The following is an 18,108-nucleotide window of genomic DNA, read 5'->3' as shown; positions in this document are numbered from 1 at the left end:
TTTCTTCATAAAAATTAAAAATAGTTCCTAAATTTTGTGTTTTATTGAAAATATTGCTTGAAAATTTCAGAAAAGTTCGATAAAATAATAGTAAATCAGAGAGTGGAGGAAAAATATTTGAAATTAGATCGTAATTTTGCGATTTGCTACTATAAAATAAATAGAAAAGGCAGCATTGTGCGGCCTTTTTATAAAGCTATATAGACCTTTATGAAAATTTTCATTTAAGTAGCTTTGATATGTTAGTGGCTATTTAGTAGGAATGGAATGAAAATTTTAGAATTCCAACAAAATCTAGTTATTTTTAATAATAGTGAGTATTATTTGAAGAAAAGTTCGGTTTTGCGAATTTTTTGTAATAATATTGGAAATTTACTTGAAAAGCAATAGGAAAAATAGTAAAATAGAATTATAGAAAACGCTTACAAAGTGAGGTGAAAAAATGGATAGACAAGAAGCATTGAGAACTTTTACCACAGGTGAAAATTTCCATTTGCAGCACTATTTGGGGGTTCATCAAGATGAAGTTGATGGACAAAGCGGCTATACATTTCGTGTATGGGCGCCAAATGCTCAAAGTGTGCATTTGATTGGAGACTTTACTGACTGGTATGAAAATCAGATTCCTATGACACGCAATGAAGGTGGTGTTTGGGAAGTATTCACGGATTTGCCAAAGGAAGGAGATATTTACAAATACAATGTTAGACGAAGCAGCGGTCAAGAAATTTTAAAAATTGATCCTTTAGCTATCTATTTTGAAAAACGTCCTGGTACAGGTGCAGTTGTTCGGACAATTCCTGAAAAGAAATGGAAAGATGGCTTGTGGTTAGCTCGCAGAAAACGTTGGGGATTTTTCTCACGACCTGTGAATATTTACGAAGTTCATGCAGGTTCTTGGAAGCAAAATGAAGATGGCAGTTCCTACTCATTTGCTCAATTAAAAGAAGAACTAATTCCTTATCTGGTTAAAATGAATTATACTCATGTGGAATTCATGCCACTAATGGCGCATCCACTTGGACTGAGCTGGGGTTATCAGCTGATGGGATATTTTGCACTTGAGCATACGTATGGAACTCCTGAAGAGTTTCGTGATTTTGTAGAAGAATGTCATGTGAATAATATTGGAGTTATCGTAGACTGGGTGCCAGGTCATTTTACTATCAATGATGATGCCTTGGCTTATTATGACGGTACACCTACATTTGAGTATCAAGATCATGACCGTGCCCACAATTATGGCTGGGGGGCTCTTAACTTTGATTTAGGAAAGAATGAAGTACAGTCTTTCTTGATTTCTAGTATTAAGTTTTGGATTGATTTTTATCACTTAGATGGAATCCGTGTAGACGCAGTTAGCAACATGCTTTATCTGGATTACGATAGTGGTCCATGGCAACCAAATATTGATGGGGGTAATCGAAATTATGAAGGTTATTACTTCCTTCAACGATTGAATACGGTTATCAAGCTTGCTCATCCAGATGTCATGATGATTGCAGAAGAAAGTACGAGTGATACAAAGATTACGGGGATGATAGAAATGGGTGGTCTTGGATTTGATTATAAGTGGAACATGGGCTGGATGAATGACATTCTGCGTTTCTACGAAGAAGATCCGATTTACCGCAAGTATGATTTTAATCTAGTAACCTTTAGTTTCATGTACGCTTTTTCTGAAAACTTCTTGTTGCCATTTTCTCATGACGAAGTGGTACATGGTAAGAAGAGTCTCATGCATAAGATGTGGGGAGATCGCTATAATCAATTTGCTGGTCTGCGAAATCTCTATACTTATCAAATATGTCACCCAGGGAAGAAATTACTATTCATGGGCAGCGAATGGGGACAATTCTTAGAATGGAAATGCGAAGAATCTTTAGAATGGCGTGATTTGGCAGATGATATGAACGCTAAGATGCAACATTTCACTTCTCGACTCAATCAGCTTTATAAAGAAAATCGTGTTTTATGGGAAAACGACTTGAATTGGGATGGCTTAGAAATTATTGATGCGGATAATACAGATCAAAGTGTACTTTCCTTTATTCGGAAAAATGACAAGGGAGATATGCTAATTTGCGTCTTTAATATGGCTCCGGTAGAGCGCAAAGACTTTACCATTGGTGTTCCGGTGACAGCCATATATGAAGAAATTTGGAATACTGAATTAGAAGAATGGGGAGGTGTATGGAAAGAGTATAATCAAACAGTTCAGTCTCAAGAAGGCTTGTGGAAGGATTATCCTCAGACGTTGACCTTTACTCTGCCAGCATTAGGGGCAAGTATTTGGAAAATTAAACGTCGTGTGAAATCAGCAAATGGAAGTAAGAAGTCCAAAAAGGAGTAACAGATGAAGAATGAAATGCTAGCTTTGATTCTTGCCGGTGGGCAAGGAACACGCCTTGGAAAACTCACTCAAAGTATTGCCAAACCAGCAGTACAATTTGGTGGACGCTACCGTATCATTGACTTTGCTTTGTCCAATTGTGCCAATTCAGGAATTCATAATGTTGGTGTCATTACTCAATACCAACCATTAGCTTTGAATAGTCATATTGGAAATGGTTCTAGTTGGGGACTGGATGGTATTAACACAGGAGTTTCTATTCTCCAGCCATATTCAGCAAGTGAGGGCAATCGTTGGTTTGAAGGAACTAGTCATGCGATTTATCAAAACATTGATTATATTGATACTATCAATCCTGAGTATGTCTTGATTTTGTCTGGTGACCACATTTACAAAATGGACTACGATGATATGCTTCAATCTCACAAGGACAACAACGCCAGTCTGACGGTAGCTGTTCTGGATGTTCCTTTAAAAGAAGCCAGTCGTTTTGGTATTATGAATACAGATGCCAATAACCGCATTGTCGAGTTTGAAGAAAAACCAGCTGAACCTAAGTCTACTAAGGCTTCTATGGGGATTTATATCTTTGACTGGAAACGCCTGCGTAATATGCTGATAGCTGCTGAAAAGAGCAATGTAGATATGTCTGACTTTGGTAAGAATGTTATTCCAAATTATCTTGAATCCGGCGAAAGTGTCTATGCTTATGAATTTAAGGGATATTGGAAAGATGTTGGAACGATTGAGTCACTTTGGGAAGCCAATATGGAGTATATTGACCCAAACAATGCTTTAGACAGTCGGGATCGTCAATGGAAAATTTATTCACGTAACTTGATTTCTCCACCAAACTTCCTTGGAGAAAATGCTCATGTAGAAGATTCTTTGGTTGTGGACGGCTGTTTGGTAGATGGCACGGTTAAGCATTCCATTCTTTCTACGGAAGCTCAAGTGCGTAAAGATGCAGTTGTAGAAGATTCTGTGATTATGAGTGGTGCTATCATTGGTCAAGGTGCAAAAATCAAACGTGCTATTATCGGTGAAGGAGCTATCATTTCTGATGGTGTAGAAATTGATGGAACAGACGAAGTACAAGTTATCGGATACAATGAGAAAGTGGGGGTACCATCAGATGAAGATTGATAAATATTCAGCAATTTTAGGAAATACAGTTGGATTTCATGATATGTCTACTTTGACAAATCATCGTCCAGTTGCCAGTTTGCCGTTTGGTGGGAAATATCGTTTAATTGACTTTCCGTTGTCTAGCCTGGCCAATGCAGGGATTCGGAGCGTCTTTGGCATTTTCCAACAAGATAATATTAGTTCTGTCTTTGACCATATCCGTTCTGGACGTGAATGGGGGCTGTCTACTCTTTTGAGTCACTACTATCTTGGTATTTATAATACGCGCGTAGAAAGTTCTACTGTTGGTAAAGAATACTACGAGCAATTATTGACCTACTTAAAACGTTCGGGCAGCGATCAAACGGTAGCATTGAACTGTGATGTTTTGGTGAACATCGACTTGAACCAAGTCTTCCACTTACATGGTACAACTGATCAACCGATCACAGTTGTCTATAAAAAATTACCAAAAGAAGAAATTTCCGAAGTCAATGCTGTTTTGGAAATTGATGAAACAGATCATGTGAAAAATCACCATCTTTTTGATGATAAAAAAGAACAGGATTTGTACAACATGTCAACAGATATCTTTGTTGTGGATACACCCTGGCTGATTGAAAAATTAGAAATAGAAGCACAAAAAGAATTTCCTCAAAAATTACGTTATGTTTTACGTGATTTAGCTGCTCAGGAAAAAGCGTTTGCTTATGAATATACGGGTTATTTAGCAAATATTCATTCTGTCACTTCGTACTTCAATGCCAATATTGATATGCTTGATTCACAAAAATTCTATTCCCTTTTCTCTCCAAATCAAAAGATTTATACTAAAGTAAAAAACGAAGAGCCAACTTATTATGCAGTCGGTTCTAAGGTTTCAAATGCTCAATTTGCTTCCGGCAGTATTATTGAAGGAGAAGTGAGTGGTTCTGTCATTTCTCGTAATACTCGTATTAAAAAAGGAAGTCGTGTAAAAAACAGTATTCTTTTCCCACGTGTCCTTATTGGCGAAAATGCTGTTGTAGACTATGCAATCTTAGATAAGGGTGTTGAGGTTGCTGAGAATGTGACCGTTCGAGGAACAGTTGATAACCCAGTTGTTCTTAAAAAAGGCGAAAAAGTGACAGAGGATAGAATTCAATGAAAATTTTATTTGTAGCAGCAGAAGGTGCACCTTTTTCTAAAACAGGAGGATTGGGAGACGTCATTGGCGCTCTCCCTAAATCTCTTGTGAAAGCTGGTCATGAAGTGGGAGTGGTGTTGCCTTATTACGATATGGTAGAGACTAAATTCGGCGACCAAATGGAAGACTTGTTCCATTTTGAAGTAAAGGTCGGCTGGCGCGGTCAATATGTCGGTGTGAAACGTACAGTTTTAAATGGTGTAACCTTCTATTTTATAGACAATCAATACTATTTCTTTCGTGGTCATGTTTATGGTGATTTTGATGATGGTGAGCGTTTTGCTTATTTCCAAATGGCTGCTGTTGAGTTGATGGAAAGAGTAGATTTCATTCCAGATGTATTGCATGTGCATGATTATCATACCGCGATGATTCCATTTTTAGTGAAAGAAAAATACCATTGGATTCAAGCTTATCATGGAATTCGGACTGTTTTAACCATTCATAATTTAGAATTTCAAGGGCAATTTTCCGATGGCATGCTCTGGGATTTATTCGGAGTGGGTTATGAGCGCTATGCAGATGGAACATTGCGTTGGAATGACTGCCTCAACTGGATGAAAGCAGGGATTTTATATGCAGATCGTGTAACAACTGTATCACCAAGTTATGCACATGAAATTATGACACCAGAGTTCGGTTGCGGTTTGGATCAAATTTTGCGGATGGAGTCGGGTAAAGTCTCAGGTATTGTCAATGGAATCGATACAGATATTTATAATCCAGAAACAGATGTGTTACTGGATCATCATTTTAATAAAGATGATTTATCTGGCAAACTTGCTAATAAGCGTGTGTTGCAGGAAAAAGTTGGTCTACCTGTTCGAGATGATGTACCTCTAGTAGGGATTGTATCACGTTTGACTCGGCAAAAAGGTTTTGATTTAGTTGTGGATCAATTACACAATTTACTACAAGATGATGTACAAATTATCCTTTTAGGAACAGGAGACCCATCTTTTGAGCAATCATTTGCTTGGTTTGGTCAAGCTTATCCAGAAAAATTATCTGCCAATATCACTTTTGATGTGAAATTAGCCCAAGAAATTTATGCAGCTTGTGATATGTTCTTGATGCCGAGTCGCTTTGAGCCGTGTGGATTGTCCCAAATGATGGCAATGCGTTATGGAACATTGCCACTTGTACATGAAGTTGGTGGTCTTCGTGACACCGTTCAACCCTATAATGCTTACGAAGGAACAGGAACTGGATTTAGCTTTAATAATTTCTCAGGTTACTGGCTGAAATGGACATTTGACATGGCTATCGACTTATATTACAACGATAAAGAAGCATGGTATAACCTTCAAATACAAGCTATGGAACGTGATTTTTCATGGGATACAGCTAGCCAAGCTTACAGTCATTTGTACCAATCTCTTTATTGATAGAAAGGAGTTTGCCGTTAAGAAATGGAACTAACAAAAGAGCAGTTTCTTCATGATTTTAAGGACATTTTGCATGAAGAACAATTGATTAAAGTAGAAGATGCCACTTCGGCAGAACTGTTTCAAACCTTAGCACGTACAATTCGCAAATACATCACTCCTATGTGGTTGGAGCGACGAAACAAATTAGTAGAAGACAAGCAAAAAATTGCTTATTACTTTTCTATTGAATTTTTGCCTGGGCGAATGCTGGAAACCAATTTATTAAATCTTGGAATCCTCGATGTTGTCAAAGAAGGATTTGATGAATTAGGTATTGATTTTACAGCTGTCAAACAGGCTGAGTACGATATGGCGCTAGGGAATGGCGGTTTGGGTCGCTTAGCAGCAGCTTTTATGGATTCATTGGCAACCACAGGTTATCCTGGATTTGGTAATGGAATTCGCTATCGCTATGGATTATTCAAACAAAAAATTGTGGACGGTTACCAAGTCGAGTTGCCTGATGATTGGTTTGGTAGTCTCGGAAATGTTTGGGAAACACGTAAGGATCATGATGTTGTAGATGTTAAAATCTTTGGAAATGTCTATCTGCAAGCCAACAAAGAAGGGCGAATGCTTCCCATTTATGAAAATTCACAAACTCTCCGTGCAGTACCTTACGATGTACCACAAATTGGTTTTGGAAATGACGTTGTCAACAATCTTCGTCTTTGGGATGTCGAAATTCCTGAAGAATATGAATTAGATTATCCAACGATTGAAGCGCGTCGCAAGGTACAGGATATTACGGCCATTCTTTACCCAGATGATTCAAGTTATGAAGGAAAAGAGCTACGCTTGATTCAAGAATATTTCATGACCAGTGCCGGTTTGCAGACCATTATCAAATCCTATCGGAAACAAGGTCTGCCTTTAGAGCAAATTCATGAAAAGGTATCGGTTCATATTAACGATACACACCCAGCAGTTGCACCAGCAGAATTTATGCGACTTCTGTTAGATGATTGTGGTCTTGAATGGGCAGACGCTTGGAATGCGACAGTTCAGACGATGAGCTATACCAATCATACCATCCTTTCAGAAGCCCTAGAAAGATGGGATGCGGAACTCTTTAAAAATGTTCTTCCTCGTGTTTATCAAATTATTCTTGAAATTGACAATCGTTATATTGCTGATATGGCTGCGCGTGGCATTGACCCACAAGTGATTGAACATACTCGGATTGTCAAAGATAATCAAATCCACATGGCACATTTGGCGATTATTGGCGGTCATTCGGTCAATGGAGTGGCCAAACTTCACACAGAACTTCTCAAAGAAGATACGTTGCGTGATTTTTATGCTATTTATCCTGAAAAATTCAATAATAAAACGAATGGCATCATTCAACGTCGTTGGTTGCAAATTGCAGATGAACCATTGTCAAATGAAATTGATCGTTTGATTGGTAAGGGCTGGCGGACGGATATTCATGAACTTCGTAGACTCTTAGACTACAAAGATGATCAGCATGTTTTGAGCGAATTTTATAATGTTAAGCAGGAAGCTAAAGCACGTTTAGCAGCTTTCATCAAAGAATCTACAGGAGTGGAAGTGTCAACGGAAGCTATCTTTGATGTGCAAGTGAAACGGCTTCACGCCTATAAGCGTCAATTGCTCAATTTGCTCCATATTCTTAAGCTATATTGGGATTTGAAAGATAATCCTGATAAAGATATGGTGCCGCGAGTTTTCATTTTTGGTGCTAAAGCAGCACCAGGTTATCATTTTGCAAAATCTGTTATTAAATTAATCAACGAAGTAGCAAATCTTGTGAATAATGATGAAAGTTTACAAGGCAAATTAAAAGTTGTTTTCCTTGAAAATTATCGTGTCAGTTTAGCTGAGCTCATCATTCCAGCGGCAGATGTGTCAGAGCAAATTTCTCTTGCTTCCAAAGAGGCTTCAGGAACATCTAATATGAAATTTATGATGACAGGAGCTATTACCTTGGCAACCCTTGACGGAGCTAATATTGAAATCAAAGATGAAGTTGGAGATGACAATATTGTGATTTTCGGTATGAACAAAAACGAAGTCTACGACCATTACGCACGTCATGATTATGATTCACGCGGTGTCTACGAAGACAATCCAGTCATTCGGCGTGTAGTTGATAGTTTCGTAAACGGAACCATTCCAAATGTCCGGAATGAAGGCGCTGAGATTTATGAAGCTTTGATTACACACAATGATGAATACTTCCTTCTAGAAGACTTTGCTTCGTACGTAGCTGCACAAGAAAAGATTGATCAACTCTATCGCGACAAAGAAAAATGGGCGCGTATGAGTCTTGTTAATATTGCAACGTCTGATAAATTCACATCAGATGATACGATTGAACAATACGCCAAAGAAATTTGGAACCTGAAAAAGGATTAAGCTAGGGGCTGGGACCTATCCAGCCTCTTTGTTGAAAAGTTAGTTTATTTCATTTGATAGAGGAAGATTTTGTGAAGTATCAGATTTCAATAAATAAGAACAAGATTACTATTTTTTTATAAAGGTAGATTTATAGTGAAACAAACTTCGTATTTTCGCTATCTAGGGTTATCATTATTGCAGAAATACCTTGCTTTTTTGGAAAATGAAGTAAATCCGTATAAAACGTTTCCAAAAGACAAAAACATTTGACAAAAAGAATTTTTAGGACTAAACTAAGTAAGTAAATTTTAAACATAAAGGAGAATTCATCATGAATTTAACATTTTTGGGATTATGTCTTGCCTGTATGGGTGTTTCGCTCGCTGAAGGTTTTTTAATGGCAAATCTATTTAAATCAGCATCACGTCAACCAGAAATCATTGGTCAGTTGAGAACGCTCATGATCATGGGGATTGCCTTTATCGAAGGTACTTTCTTCGTAACACTTGCGATGTCATTCATCATTAAATAAGAAAAGAAAGTTATCCTTTAGAAAAGGGGGTGGAGTTCGTTGGAAGAAAGTATAAATCCAACTATCACTTTAGGTCCTGTGACTTTTGATTTGACTCTACTTGCTATGTCTCTTCTAACTGTATTTATCGTATTTGCCTTTGTTTATTGGGCTAGTCGGAAAATGACGCTGAAGCCTTCTGGCAAACAAAATGTCTTAGAATACCTCTATGATTTTGTCATTGGCTTTACAAAGGGAAATATTGGCGATAAATATATAAAGAATTATTCTCTATTTATCTTTTCCTTATTCCTTTTCGTTGCAGTAGCTAACAATCTTGGTTTGATGGCAAAAGTGCAGACAACCAATGGTCATAATTTGTGGACATCTCCAACGGCCAATCTTGCCTTTGACTTAGGATTTTCATTTTTGATTACCTTAATTTGTCATGTTGAAGGGATTCGCCGACGGGGAGTGAAAGCTTATCTCAAGGCATTTGCGACACCTGCTGGAATGACTCCAATGAATATTTTGGAAGAATTCACTAATTTTGCCTCTCTGGCTCTGCGTATCTATGGTAATATTTATGCGGGTGAGGTTCTGTCTGGTTTGTTGTTAACTTTATCACAACAAGCTGCTGGTTGGTATCCAATTGCTTTTGTCTTGAATCTTGTTTGGACTGCTTTTTCAGTCTTTATTTCATGTATTCAAGCATATGTATTTACCATGTTGACATCTATGTATCTAGGTAAGAAAATTAACAGTGAGGAATAGAAGGGAGATAAGAGATGAATATTACTTTAGGTAGTCTTATTGGGGATTTTATCCTTGTAGCAGGCTCATTTCTTCTGTTAATCATTTTAATCAAGAAATTTGCCTGGGAGAATATCACAAGTACTTTTGAGCAACGTGCTAAAAAGATTTCAGACGATATTGATGGTGCAGAATCAGCTCGTCAAAAAGCAGAAGATTTAGCGCAAAAAAGAGAAACAGAATTAGCAGGTAGTCGTCAGGAAGCGACAACCATTATTGAGAATGCTAAAGAAACTGCTGAGAAAAATAAGGCAGGAATCTTGGCAGATGCAGCTGATGAAGCTGGACGTTTAAAAGAGAAAGCAAATCAAGAAATTGCTCAAACCAAAGCAGAAGCCTTGAACAGTATTAAAGGTGATGTAGCTGATTTGACTGTAAATCTTGCTAGTAAAATTTTAGGCCAACAGTTGGATCAAGAAGCTCACAAAGAGTTGATTGACCGCTACATTGACAAGCTAGGAGATGCTTAATGGACAAAAAAAGATTTGCGGTAATTGAAAAATATACCACACCTTTTGTCCAGCTTGTGATTGAAAAAGGGCAACAAAAAGATGTCTTTGAACAGCTTCATCAAATGAAAGACATTTTGGATGATACAAACTTAGTTGCCTTTCTATCGCACATTGGTGTTGATGATACAGAAAAAGAAAAAAGCCTTCGCTATTTTCAAGGATCTGATTCACTTTTGATTGACAACTTCATTGAAGTTATTATTCACAATCATCGTGAAGATCTTTTTTATGACATTTTAGTAGAAAGTCTTCATCAGCTTGAAATGATTAGTAATGAATTTGAAGTGACGATTAAATCCGTTCAGACTTTATCTGAGACTCAAAAATCCAAAATTATTCCAATTGTTGAGCGAAAATTTGGATTGCAAGTTCGTTCCTTAAAAGAAGAACTTGATGCGAGCCTTATTGGTGGCTTTATCATCACTGCTAATAATAAGACAATTGATGCAAGTATTAAACGTCAATTACAAATAGTAAAAGAAAAATTGAAATAGAAAGTGGTGTGAATTTTGGCGATTAACGCACAAGAAATCAGCGCTTTAATTAAGCAACAAATTGAAAATTTCCAGCCAAATTTTGACGTCACGGAAACAGGAGTCGTCACTTATATTGGTGATGGAATTGCGCGTGCCCATGGTCTTGATAATGCAATGAGCGGTGAGTTGTTGATTTTTGAAAATGGCTCATATGGTATGGCACAAAACTTAGAATCAACAGATGTTGGAATTATCATTCTAGGTGATTTTACTGATATTCGCGAAGGTGATACAATCCGTCGTACTGGTAAAATCATGGAAGTACCGGTTGGGGATGCTTTGATTGGGCGGGTTGTTGATCCACTTGGTCGTCCGGTTGATGGACTTGGTGAAGTCAAGACAGACAAGACACGCCCAGTTGAAACGCCTGCTCCAGGAGTTATGCAACGGAAATCTGTATCAGAACCTCTTCAAACGGGGTTGAAAGCGATTGATGCTTTGGTACCAATTGGTCGTGGTCAACGGGAATTGATTATCGGAGATCGTCAAACTGGTAAAACAAGTATTGCAATTGATGCGATTTTGAACCAAAAGGGACAAGATATGATTTGTATCTACGTTGCTATTGGACAGAAAGAGTCAACGGTTCGTACGCAAGTAGAAACGCTTCGTCAGTATGGAGCGCTTGATTATACAATCGTTGTGACGGCGTCAGCCTCTCAACCGTCACCATTGCTGTTTTTGGCTCCTTATGCTGGTGTGGCAATGGCAGAAGAATTTATGTATAATGGTAAACACGTTTTGATTGTTTATGATGATTTATCCAAACAAGCGGTTGCCTATCGTGAACTGTCACTTTTACTTCGTCGTCCACCAGGTCGTGAAGCTTTCCCTGGAGATGTGTTCTATCTTCACAGCCGTCTTTTGGAACGGTCTGCAAAAGTTTCAGATGAACTAGGCGGTGGCTCTATCACAGCGTTGCCGTTTATTGAAACACAAGCAGGAGACATTTCAGCTTATATCGCAACTAATGTGATTTCCATTACAGACGGTCAAATCTTCTTGAGTGATAGTCTCTTTAATGGGGGGGTTCGACCAGCTATTGATGCCGGCTCATCTGTATCGCGTGTAGGTGGTTCTGCTCAGATAAAAGCTATGAAGAAGGTAGCTGGTACACTCCGTATTGACCTTGCTTCTTATCGTGAACTAGAAGCCTTTACCAAGTTTGGTAGTGATTTGGATGCTGCGACACAAGCAAAGTTAAACCGTGGTCGTCGGACAGTAGAAGTATTGAAACAGCCTGTTCATGAACCACTACCAGTTGAAAAACAAGTGGTTATCTTGTATGCATTGACACATGGCTTCTTGGATAGTGTACCAGTTGATGATATTCTTCGTTTTGAAGCAGAATTGTTTGATTACTTTGATGCTCATCATGAAGGCATCTATGAAACTATTCGTCGGACAAAAGATCTTCCAGAAGAAGCTGCTCTAGATGCTGCAATTACTGAATTTATCAATCAGTCTAGCTTCAAGTAAGAAGAGAGGTGTCAGATGGCAGTTTCATTAAATGATATAAAAAATAAAATTGCATCCACAAAAAACACCAGTCAAATCACAAATGCTATGCAGATGGTGTCTGCTGCAAAGTTGGGAAAATCTGAAGAAGCAGCCAAAAATTTTCAAATCTATGCTTCTAAGGTCAGAAAATTATTGACGGATTTACTTCACGGACATGAAGCTCAAAATTCCAAATACCATCCTATGCTTGTTAGTCGTCCGGTTAAGAAAACGGCTTATATCGTTATCACATCGGATCGTGGCTTGGTAGGTGGTTATAATGCGACCATTCTCAAATCCATGATGGAACTTTTTGCGGAATACCATGATAAAGATGATTTTGTCATTATTTCAATCGGAAGTATGGGTTCGGATTTCTTTCGTGCTCGTGGTCTTCAACCAATTTATGAACTGCGTGGTTTAGCAGATCAACCAAGCTTTGATGAAGTCCGTAAAATCATTAACAAAACGGTTGAAATGTATCAAAACGAATTATTTGATGAATTGTATGTTTGTTATAATCATCACGTCAATAGTTTAACAAGCCAAATGCGTGTTGAACAAATGCTTCCAATTGTGGATTTGGATCCAAATGAAGCAGATGAAGACTACGTTTTGAATTTGGAATTGGAATCAAGTCGAGATGTCATTTTGGATCAATTGTTGCCTCAATTTGCTGAGAGTATGATTTATGGGGCAATTATTGATGCGAAAACTGCTGAAAATGCAGCAGGAATGACCGCCATGCAGACAGCAACAGATAACGCAAAGAAAGTTATCAGTGATTTAACGATTCAGTATAACCGTGCTAGACAAGCTGCTATCACGCAAGAAATTACTGAAATTGTGGCGGGTGCAAGTGCACTAGAATAGTGTCACATAAAATAAATAGATAGAGGAGAAAAGAATGAGCTCAGGCAAAATTGCTCAGGTTATCGGACCAGTCGTTGACGTTTCGTTTGCAGCTGGTGATAAATTACCTGAGATAAATAATGCACTTGTAGTCTATAAAAATGACGAAAATAAATCAAAAATCGTCCTTGAAGTAGCTCTTGAGCTTGGTGATGGAGTGGTTCGAACTATTGCCATGGAATCCACTGATGGGTTGACTCGTGGCATGAAAGTTCTAGATACTGGTCGACCAATTTCTGTTCCAGTTGGGAAAGAAACACTTGGTCGCGTCTTTAACGTTTTAGGCGATACCATTGATTTGGATACTCCATTTGGCGAAGATGCAGAACGTCAACCAATCCATAAAAAAGCTCCAACTTTTGATGAGTTATCTACTTCATCAGAAATCTTAGAAACAGGAATAAAGGTTATTGACCTTTTAGCCCCCTACCTCAAAGGTGGGAAAGTCGGCCTCTTCGGTGGTGCTGGCGTTGGGAAAACTGTCTTGATTCAAGAGTTGATTCATAATATAGCCCAAGAACACGGTGGGATTTCAGTCTTTACTGGTGTTGGGGAACGGACTCGTGAAGGGAATGACCTGTACTGGGAAATGAAAGAATCTGGTGTTATCGAAAAGACAGCTATGGTCTTTGGGCAAATGAATGAACCGCCTGGAGCACGTATGCGTGTAGCTTTGACTGGGTTAACGATTGCAGAGTATTTCCGTGATGTGGAAGGTCAAGATGTTCTTTTATTCATTGACAATATCTTCCGTTTCACTCAAGCAGGTTCTGAAGTGTCAGCCCTTCTTGGTCGTATGCCATCAGCTGTGGGTTACCAACCAACACTTGCGACAGAAATGGGACAATTGCAAGAACGGATTACGTCAACCAAGAAAGGTTCTGTAACCTCTATCCAAGCTATCTATGTGCCAGCCGACGACTACACTGACCCTGCGCCAGCTACAGCGTTTGCTCACTTGGATTCTACAACCAACTTGGAGCGGAAATTGGTGCAATTAGGGATTTACCCAGCAGTTGACCCACTTGCTTCTAGCTCCCGTGCCCTTGCTCCTGAAATTGTCGGAGAAGAGCACTATGCTGTAGCAGCAGAAGTGAAACGCGTCCTTCAACGTTACCATGAATTGCAAGATATTATTGCAATCCTTGGTATGGATGAATTGTCAGACGAAGAAAAGACTTTGGTTGCGCGTGCACGTCGGATTCAATTCTTCTTGTCACAAAACTTTAATGTTGCTGAACAATTTACTGGGCAACCAGGTTCTTATGTACCAGTTGCTGATACAGTTCGTGGCTTTAAGGAAATCCTTGAAGGAAAATATGATCATCTTCCTGAAGATGCCTTCCGTGGTGTTGGTTCTATCGAAGATGTCGTTGCTAAAGCTGAAAAAATGGGATTTTAAGAGGTGACCTATGGCTCAAATGACAGTACAAATCGTTACACCTGATGGTCTGGTTTTTGATCATCATGCAACGTTTGTTTCCGTTAAAACTCTTGATGGAGAAATGGGGATTTTACCGCATCATGAAAATATGATTGCTGTTTTGGCTGTCGATGAGGTCAAAGTGAAGCGGATTGATGATGAAGATCATGTCAATTGGATTGCTGTGAATGGTGGAATTGTCGAAGTGGCTGATAATTTGATTACCATCGTTGCAGACTCTGCTGAACGCGCTCGTGATATTGACATCAGTCGTGCTGAAAGAGCAAAATTGCGTGCCGAGCGTGCCATTGAAGAAGCACAGGAAAAGCATTTAATTGACCAAGAACGTCGTGCCAGAATTGCCCTTCAACGTGCCATTAATCGAATTAACGTTGGAACAAGATTATAATACGAAAAGGCCAATTGGCCTTTTTATAATGGCTTTTTTGCTATCAGTACCTGATTTGTGTCCGATAGTTTGCTCTCATCTATTTTTTTGGTATAATGGGGATATGATTCAGTTAATTTTTACGCTTAGTAGCCACATGATTTTTATTTTTCTTTCATTTCACTTGCTTTCTACTGTTGTGAATTGGGAAAAACTATTAAAGGTGAATGCTGACAATGCTCTTAAGATTCGATTTCTAATTTTATTGTTTAGTATTGCGTTAGGGTTTTTGCTCAGTTCTTTCTTCCTCAGTCTCTATACATTGGGACGAGATGTGTTTAATAGTAATTTATAGGATAAGAAAAGAAATATAATAGGTGTTTTGGAGAAATATGGATAAAATTATTATACAAGGCAGTTCGAATCCATTAGTCGGTTCGGTTAAAATTGAAGGTGCCAAAAATGCTGTTTTGCCTTTGGTTGCAGCAACTATTCTAGCGACGACAGGGAAAACAACTCTAACCAATGTTCCGGTTCTATCTGATGTATTTACGATGAACAATGTGGTTCGTGGATTGAATACAAAAGTGACTTTTGAACAAGAAGAGAACAGGATTACGGTGGATGCTACACAGCCGTTGAGCGAAGAAGCTCCTTATAAATATGTGAGTAAAATGCGTGCTTCTATCGTGGTATTAGGTCCGATTTTGGCAAGAAATGGTTATGCCAAAGTTTCTATGCCTGGTGGCTGTACGATTGGAAGTCGTCCTATTGACCTTCATTTGAAAGGATTGGAGGCAATGGGAGCTGAAATTAAGCAGACGGCTGGATTTATTGAGGCCAAAGCTAACCGATTGCATGGAGCTCATATTTACATGGATTTTCCAAGCGTGGGTGCAACGCAAAATATCATGATGGCAGCAACTTTAGCGGATGGTGTAACTGTGATTGAAAATGCAGCGCGCGAACCGGAGATTGTTGATTTAGCTGTTTTATTGAACAAAATGGGGGCGAAAGTTCGTGGTGCTGGTACAGAAACATTAACCATTACTGGAGTTGAGGAGCTGATGGGGACAAGCCACAGTGTAGTACAAGACCGCATTGAAGCCGGGACTTTTATGGTAGCCGCTGCTATGACTGGCGGTAATGTCCTTGTGCAAGATGCTATTTGGGAGCATAATCGTCCACTTATTGCGAAATTGCTAGAAATGGGTGTGTCTGTTACGGAGGAAGATGAGGGTATCCGTATTCAATCTGACATTTCTAAACTAAGAGCAGTCAATGTCAAAACTCTTCCTCATCCTGGTTTCCCAACAGATATGCAGGCACAATTTACAGCTTTGATGACGGTTGCTAAGGGCGAATCCACTATGATTGAGACTGTTTTTGAGAATCGTTTCCAACATCTGGAAGAAATGCGTCGAATGGGTCTACACTCGGAAATTATGCGAGATACAGCTCGTATCGTTGGTGGTCAAGCTTTGCAAGGAGCTGAAGTGATGTCAACGGACTTGCGTGCGAGTGCCGCGCTAATTTTGACAGGTTTGGTTGCAGATGGGGAAACAAAAGTAGGACAACTAACTCATTTGGATAGAGGTTATTATCAATTTCATAAAAAACTGGCTAATTTGGGTGCAAATATTAAGCGAGTGAAGGAAGAAGACGATGAATAATAATTTGAAATACGTTAAAAAACAAGTCGGAATTGTTTTGACAGTCTTATTGTTTGGTTTGATTTTGTTTGCAGTTGGATTAGTGGTAGGATATGGTGGTAAGGATCCGTGGTCAATTTTATCACTAGATAAATGGCATACCATTATCAGCAAATTTACAGGACGATAATCTTAATAGCAAAAAGAGGCAAAATAAAAACTAACTTCTTATTCAAAAATGTTCGATTACAAGACGCAGTAATTGCGTGACTTCTAGTTGTCGAGTGTATCAGTTTTTAGAGGGCAATAACTTTGAGGGAGTGAGACAAAAGTCGTGATTTCGTAGAAATTGACTTTGTAGTCCCACCCCCTCCTATTTATTTAAAGGGGAGTAGAAATGGCGAGAAAGAAATCCAACCAGAAAGTAGCGCAAAGTGTAGCAGGCGTATTTCTTGCACTTGTTCTTGCGCTGGGAGGTTATTCTTTTAGCAATTATCATAATCATAGCAGTACGAAGCATTCTGACAGCACTGCTATTAACAGGAGTATTCGTAAGAATTATGCAGCACCCAGTCAAGAATTAGCACAGAGCGTTTTAACAGAATCTGTCAAACGACAGCTCAAAGGGAAAATCGAGTGGAATGGCGCAGGGGCTTTTATTGTCAATGAGAATAAAAATGATTTAGATGCTAAAGTGGGAAGTATTCCTTATGCGGATAATAAGACAAAATTGGTCAGAGGTCGAACTGTTCCAACGGTAGCAAATGCTCTTTTGTCCAAAGCTACTCGTCAGTATAGGAATCGTGAAGAAACAGGTAATGGTTCAACAACTTGGACACCTGCTGGCTGGCATCAGGTGAAGCATTTATCGGGTGAATATCATCATGCAGTTGACCGTGGACATCTGCTAGGTTATGCCTTGATTGGTAACTTGAAAGGCTTTGATGCTTCGACTAGCAATCCTAAAAATATTGCGGTGCAAACGGCTTGGGCGAATCAAGCAAATGCTAGCCATTCTACAGGTCAAAATTTTTATGAAACGAAAGTACGTAAAGCTCTTGATAAAAATAAACGAGTTCGGTATCGAGTGACCTTGATTTACGCAAGTGAGCAGGATTTAGTACCGGTTGGTTCACATATTGAAGCCAAGTCTAGCGACGGTAGTTTGGAAATAAATGTCTTTGTGCCAAACGTACAGACAGGAATTCGATTAAATTATCAGACAGGAGAAGTGACGGTCACCAACTAAATTTGGAGTTAATAGCCCATATGCTTTTGCATTTTTATCATCTTTTTGTTATACTGTTTTTGCATAGGCGTGCTTTGGCACGCTCTATTTTGTCTAAAAAGTGTATAAGTGCTTTTTTATTGCGGATTATTTTATGATGTAGGGAGGAGAA

17 protein-coding genes are annotated in these 18,108 nt (G+C 38.8%); all 17 read left to right on the top strand.

Going from position 1 to position 18,108, the window contains the following annotated elements:
- Nucleotides 1–442: 442 nt before the first annotated feature.
- The gene (gene glgB / locus HMPREF2542_RS07690) at nucleotides 443–2,353 is read left to right on the top strand and encodes a 1,4-alpha-glucan branching protein GlgB (protein ID WP_058670317.1); all 1,911 of its coding nucleotides are present in this window, start codon (nucleotides 443–445) and stop codon (nucleotides 2,351–2,353) included.
- A gap of 3 nt (nucleotides 2,354–2,356) precedes the next feature.
- Entirely contained in the window at nucleotides 2,357–3,499 is a 1,143-nt protein-coding gene (locus tag HMPREF2542_RS07685; RefSeq protein ID WP_049481322.1) for a glucose-1-phosphate adenylyltransferase, read from the top strand.
- A complete protein-coding gene (gene glgD / locus HMPREF2542_RS07680) occupies nucleotides 3,489–4,628 on the top strand; it encodes a glucose-1-phosphate adenylyltransferase subunit GlgD (RefSeq protein WP_058670318.1) in 1,140 nt (379 codons plus the stop codon). Before HMPREF2542_RS07685 ends, glgD begins: the two co-directional genes overlap by 11 nt.
- Nucleotides 4,625–6,055 (top strand): glycogen synthase GlgA, encoded by a 1,431-nt coding sequence (gene glgA, locus HMPREF2542_RS07675; protein ID WP_058670319.1) that lies wholly within the window; start codon nucleotides 4,625–4,627, stop codon nucleotides 6,053–6,055. Before glgD ends, glgA begins: the two co-directional genes overlap by 4 nt.
- A gap of 24 nt (nucleotides 6,056–6,079) precedes the next feature.
- Nucleotides 6,080–8,479: a glycogen/starch/alpha-glucan phosphorylase gene (locus tag HMPREF2542_RS07670; RefSeq protein WP_003069757.1), complete on the top strand. Its 2,400-nt coding sequence runs from the start codon at nucleotides 6,080–6,082 to the stop codon at nucleotides 8,477–8,479.
- A gap of 313 nt (nucleotides 8,480–8,792) precedes the next feature.
- Nucleotides 8,793–8,993 carry a F0F1 ATP synthase subunit C gene (locus HMPREF2542_RS07665; protein ID WP_048800087.1) on the top strand — a complete coding sequence of 67 codons (201 nt, stop codon included), beginning with the start codon at nucleotides 8,793–8,795 and terminating at the stop codon, nucleotides 8,991–8,993.
- Nucleotides 8,994–9,032: 39 nt separating this feature from the next.
- A complete protein-coding gene (gene atpB / locus HMPREF2542_RS07660; protein WP_058670320.1) occupies nucleotides 9,033–9,746 on the top strand; it encodes a F0F1 ATP synthase subunit A in 714 nt (237 codons plus the stop codon).
- 14 nt (nucleotides 9,747–9,760) lie between these two features.
- Complete coding sequence (atpF, locus tag HMPREF2542_RS07655; protein WP_003037243.1) at nucleotides 9,761–10,255, top strand: F0F1 ATP synthase subunit B; 495 nt, start codon at nucleotides 9,761–9,763, stop codon at nucleotides 10,253–10,255.
- On the top strand, nucleotides 10,255–10,791 hold the full coding sequence (locus HMPREF2542_RS07650) for a F0F1 ATP synthase subunit delta (protein ID WP_037597322.1): 537 nt from the start codon (nucleotides 10,255–10,257) through the stop codon (nucleotides 10,789–10,791). Before atpF ends, HMPREF2542_RS07650 begins: the two co-directional genes overlap by 1 nt.
- A 15-nt stretch (nucleotides 10,792–10,806) precedes the next feature.
- Nucleotides 10,807–12,312, top strand: coding sequence for a F0F1 ATP synthase subunit alpha (gene atpA, locus HMPREF2542_RS07645; RefSeq protein ID WP_003069752.1), 1,506 nt, complete (start codon nucleotides 10,807–10,809; stop codon nucleotides 12,310–12,312).
- A gap of 15 nt (nucleotides 12,313–12,327) precedes the next feature.
- The gene (locus HMPREF2542_RS07640; protein ID WP_003069751.1) at nucleotides 12,328–13,206 is read left to right on the top strand and encodes a F0F1 ATP synthase subunit gamma; all 879 of its coding nucleotides are present in this window, start codon (nucleotides 12,328–12,330) and stop codon (nucleotides 13,204–13,206) included.
- A 34-nt stretch (nucleotides 13,207–13,240) separates the two neighbouring features.
- Nucleotides 13,241–14,647: a F0F1 ATP synthase subunit beta gene (atpD, locus tag HMPREF2542_RS07635; RefSeq protein WP_058670321.1), complete on the top strand. Its 1,407-nt coding sequence runs from the start codon at nucleotides 13,241–13,243 to the stop codon at nucleotides 14,645–14,647.
- Between the two features lie 10 nt (nucleotides 14,648–14,657).
- Entirely contained in the window at nucleotides 14,658–15,077 is a 420-nt protein-coding gene (locus HMPREF2542_RS07630) for a F0F1 ATP synthase subunit epsilon (RefSeq protein WP_058670322.1), read from the top strand.
- A gap of 103 nt (nucleotides 15,078–15,180) precedes the next feature.
- Nucleotides 15,181–15,411: a DUF1146 family protein gene (locus HMPREF2542_RS09635; protein WP_080983109.1), complete on the top strand. Its 231-nt coding sequence runs from the start codon at nucleotides 15,181–15,183 to the stop codon at nucleotides 15,409–15,411.
- Between the two features lie 37 nt (nucleotides 15,412–15,448).
- The gene (gene murA / locus HMPREF2542_RS07625) at nucleotides 15,449–16,729 is read left to right on the top strand and encodes a UDP-N-acetylglucosamine 1-carboxyvinyltransferase (protein ID WP_058670323.1); all 1,281 of its coding nucleotides are present in this window, start codon (nucleotides 15,449–15,451) and stop codon (nucleotides 16,727–16,729) included.
- Nucleotides 16,722–16,898, top strand: coding sequence for a DNA-directed RNA polymerase subunit beta (locus tag HMPREF2542_RS07620; RefSeq protein ID WP_049481332.1), 177 nt, complete (start codon nucleotides 16,722–16,724; stop codon nucleotides 16,896–16,898). The genes murA and HMPREF2542_RS07620 overlap by 8 nt, the downstream gene beginning before the upstream one ends.
- 207 nt (nucleotides 16,899–17,105) lie before the next feature.
- Nucleotides 17,106–17,957: a DNA/RNA non-specific endonuclease gene (locus HMPREF2542_RS07615; protein WP_003069740.1), complete on the top strand. Its 852-nt coding sequence runs from the start codon at nucleotides 17,106–17,108 to the stop codon at nucleotides 17,955–17,957.
- Nucleotides 17,958–18,108: the final 151 nt, after the last annotated feature.

The sequence above is a fragment of the Streptococcus sp. HMSC034B05 genome, assembly GCF_001809055.1.
GTDB lineage: Bacteria > Bacillota > Bacilli > Lactobacillales > Streptococcaceae > Streptococcus > Streptococcus constellatus.
This window is presented reverse-complemented; position numbering and strand designations above follow the sequence as displayed.

Coding starts and splice junctions, on each gene's coding strand:
- glgB (WP_058670317.1), top strand. CDS start 443: ATGGATAGACAAGAAGCATTGAGAACTTTTACCACAGGTGAAAATTTC.
- HMPREF2542_RS07685 (WP_049481322.1), top strand. CDS start 2,357: ATGAAGAATGAAATGCTAGCTTTGATTCTTGCCGGTGGGCAAGGAACA.
- glgD (WP_058670318.1), top strand. CDS start 3,489: ATGAAGATTGATAAATATTCAGCAATTTTAGGAAATACAGTTGGATTT.
- glgA (WP_058670319.1), top strand. CDS start 4,625: ATGAAAATTTTATTTGTAGCAGCAGAAGGTGCACCTTTTTCTAAAACA.
- HMPREF2542_RS07670 (WP_003069757.1), top strand. CDS start 6,080: ATGGAACTAACAAAAGAGCAGTTTCTTCATGATTTTAAGGACATTTTG.
- HMPREF2542_RS07665 (WP_048800087.1), top strand. CDS start 8,793: ATGAATTTAACATTTTTGGGATTATGTCTTGCCTGTATGGGTGTTTCG.
- atpF (WP_003037243.1), top strand. CDS start 9,761: ATGAATATTACTTTAGGTAGTCTTATTGGGGATTTTATCCTTGTAGCA.
- HMPREF2542_RS07650 (WP_037597322.1), top strand. CDS start 10,255: ATGGACAAAAAAAGATTTGCGGTAATTGAAAAATATACCACACCTTTT.
- HMPREF2542_RS07640 (WP_003069751.1), top strand. CDS start 12,328: ATGGCAGTTTCATTAAATGATATAAAAAATAAAATTGCATCCACAAAA.
- atpD (WP_058670321.1), top strand. CDS start 13,241: ATGAGCTCAGGCAAAATTGCTCAGGTTATCGGACCAGTCGTTGACGTT.
- HMPREF2542_RS07630 (WP_058670322.1), top strand. CDS start 14,658: ATGGCTCAAATGACAGTACAAATCGTTACACCTGATGGTCTGGTTTTT.
- HMPREF2542_RS09635 (WP_080983109.1), top strand. CDS start 15,181: ATGATTCAGTTAATTTTTACGCTTAGTAGCCACATGATTTTTATTTTT.
- murA (WP_058670323.1), top strand. CDS start 15,449: ATGGATAAAATTATTATACAAGGCAGTTCGAATCCATTAGTCGGTTCG.
- HMPREF2542_RS07620 (WP_049481332.1), top strand. CDS start 16,722: ATGAATAATAATTTGAAATACGTTAAAAAACAAGTCGGAATTGTTTTG.
- HMPREF2542_RS07615 (WP_003069740.1), top strand. CDS start 17,106: ATGGCGAGAAAGAAATCCAACCAGAAAGTAGCGCAAAGTGTAGCAGGC.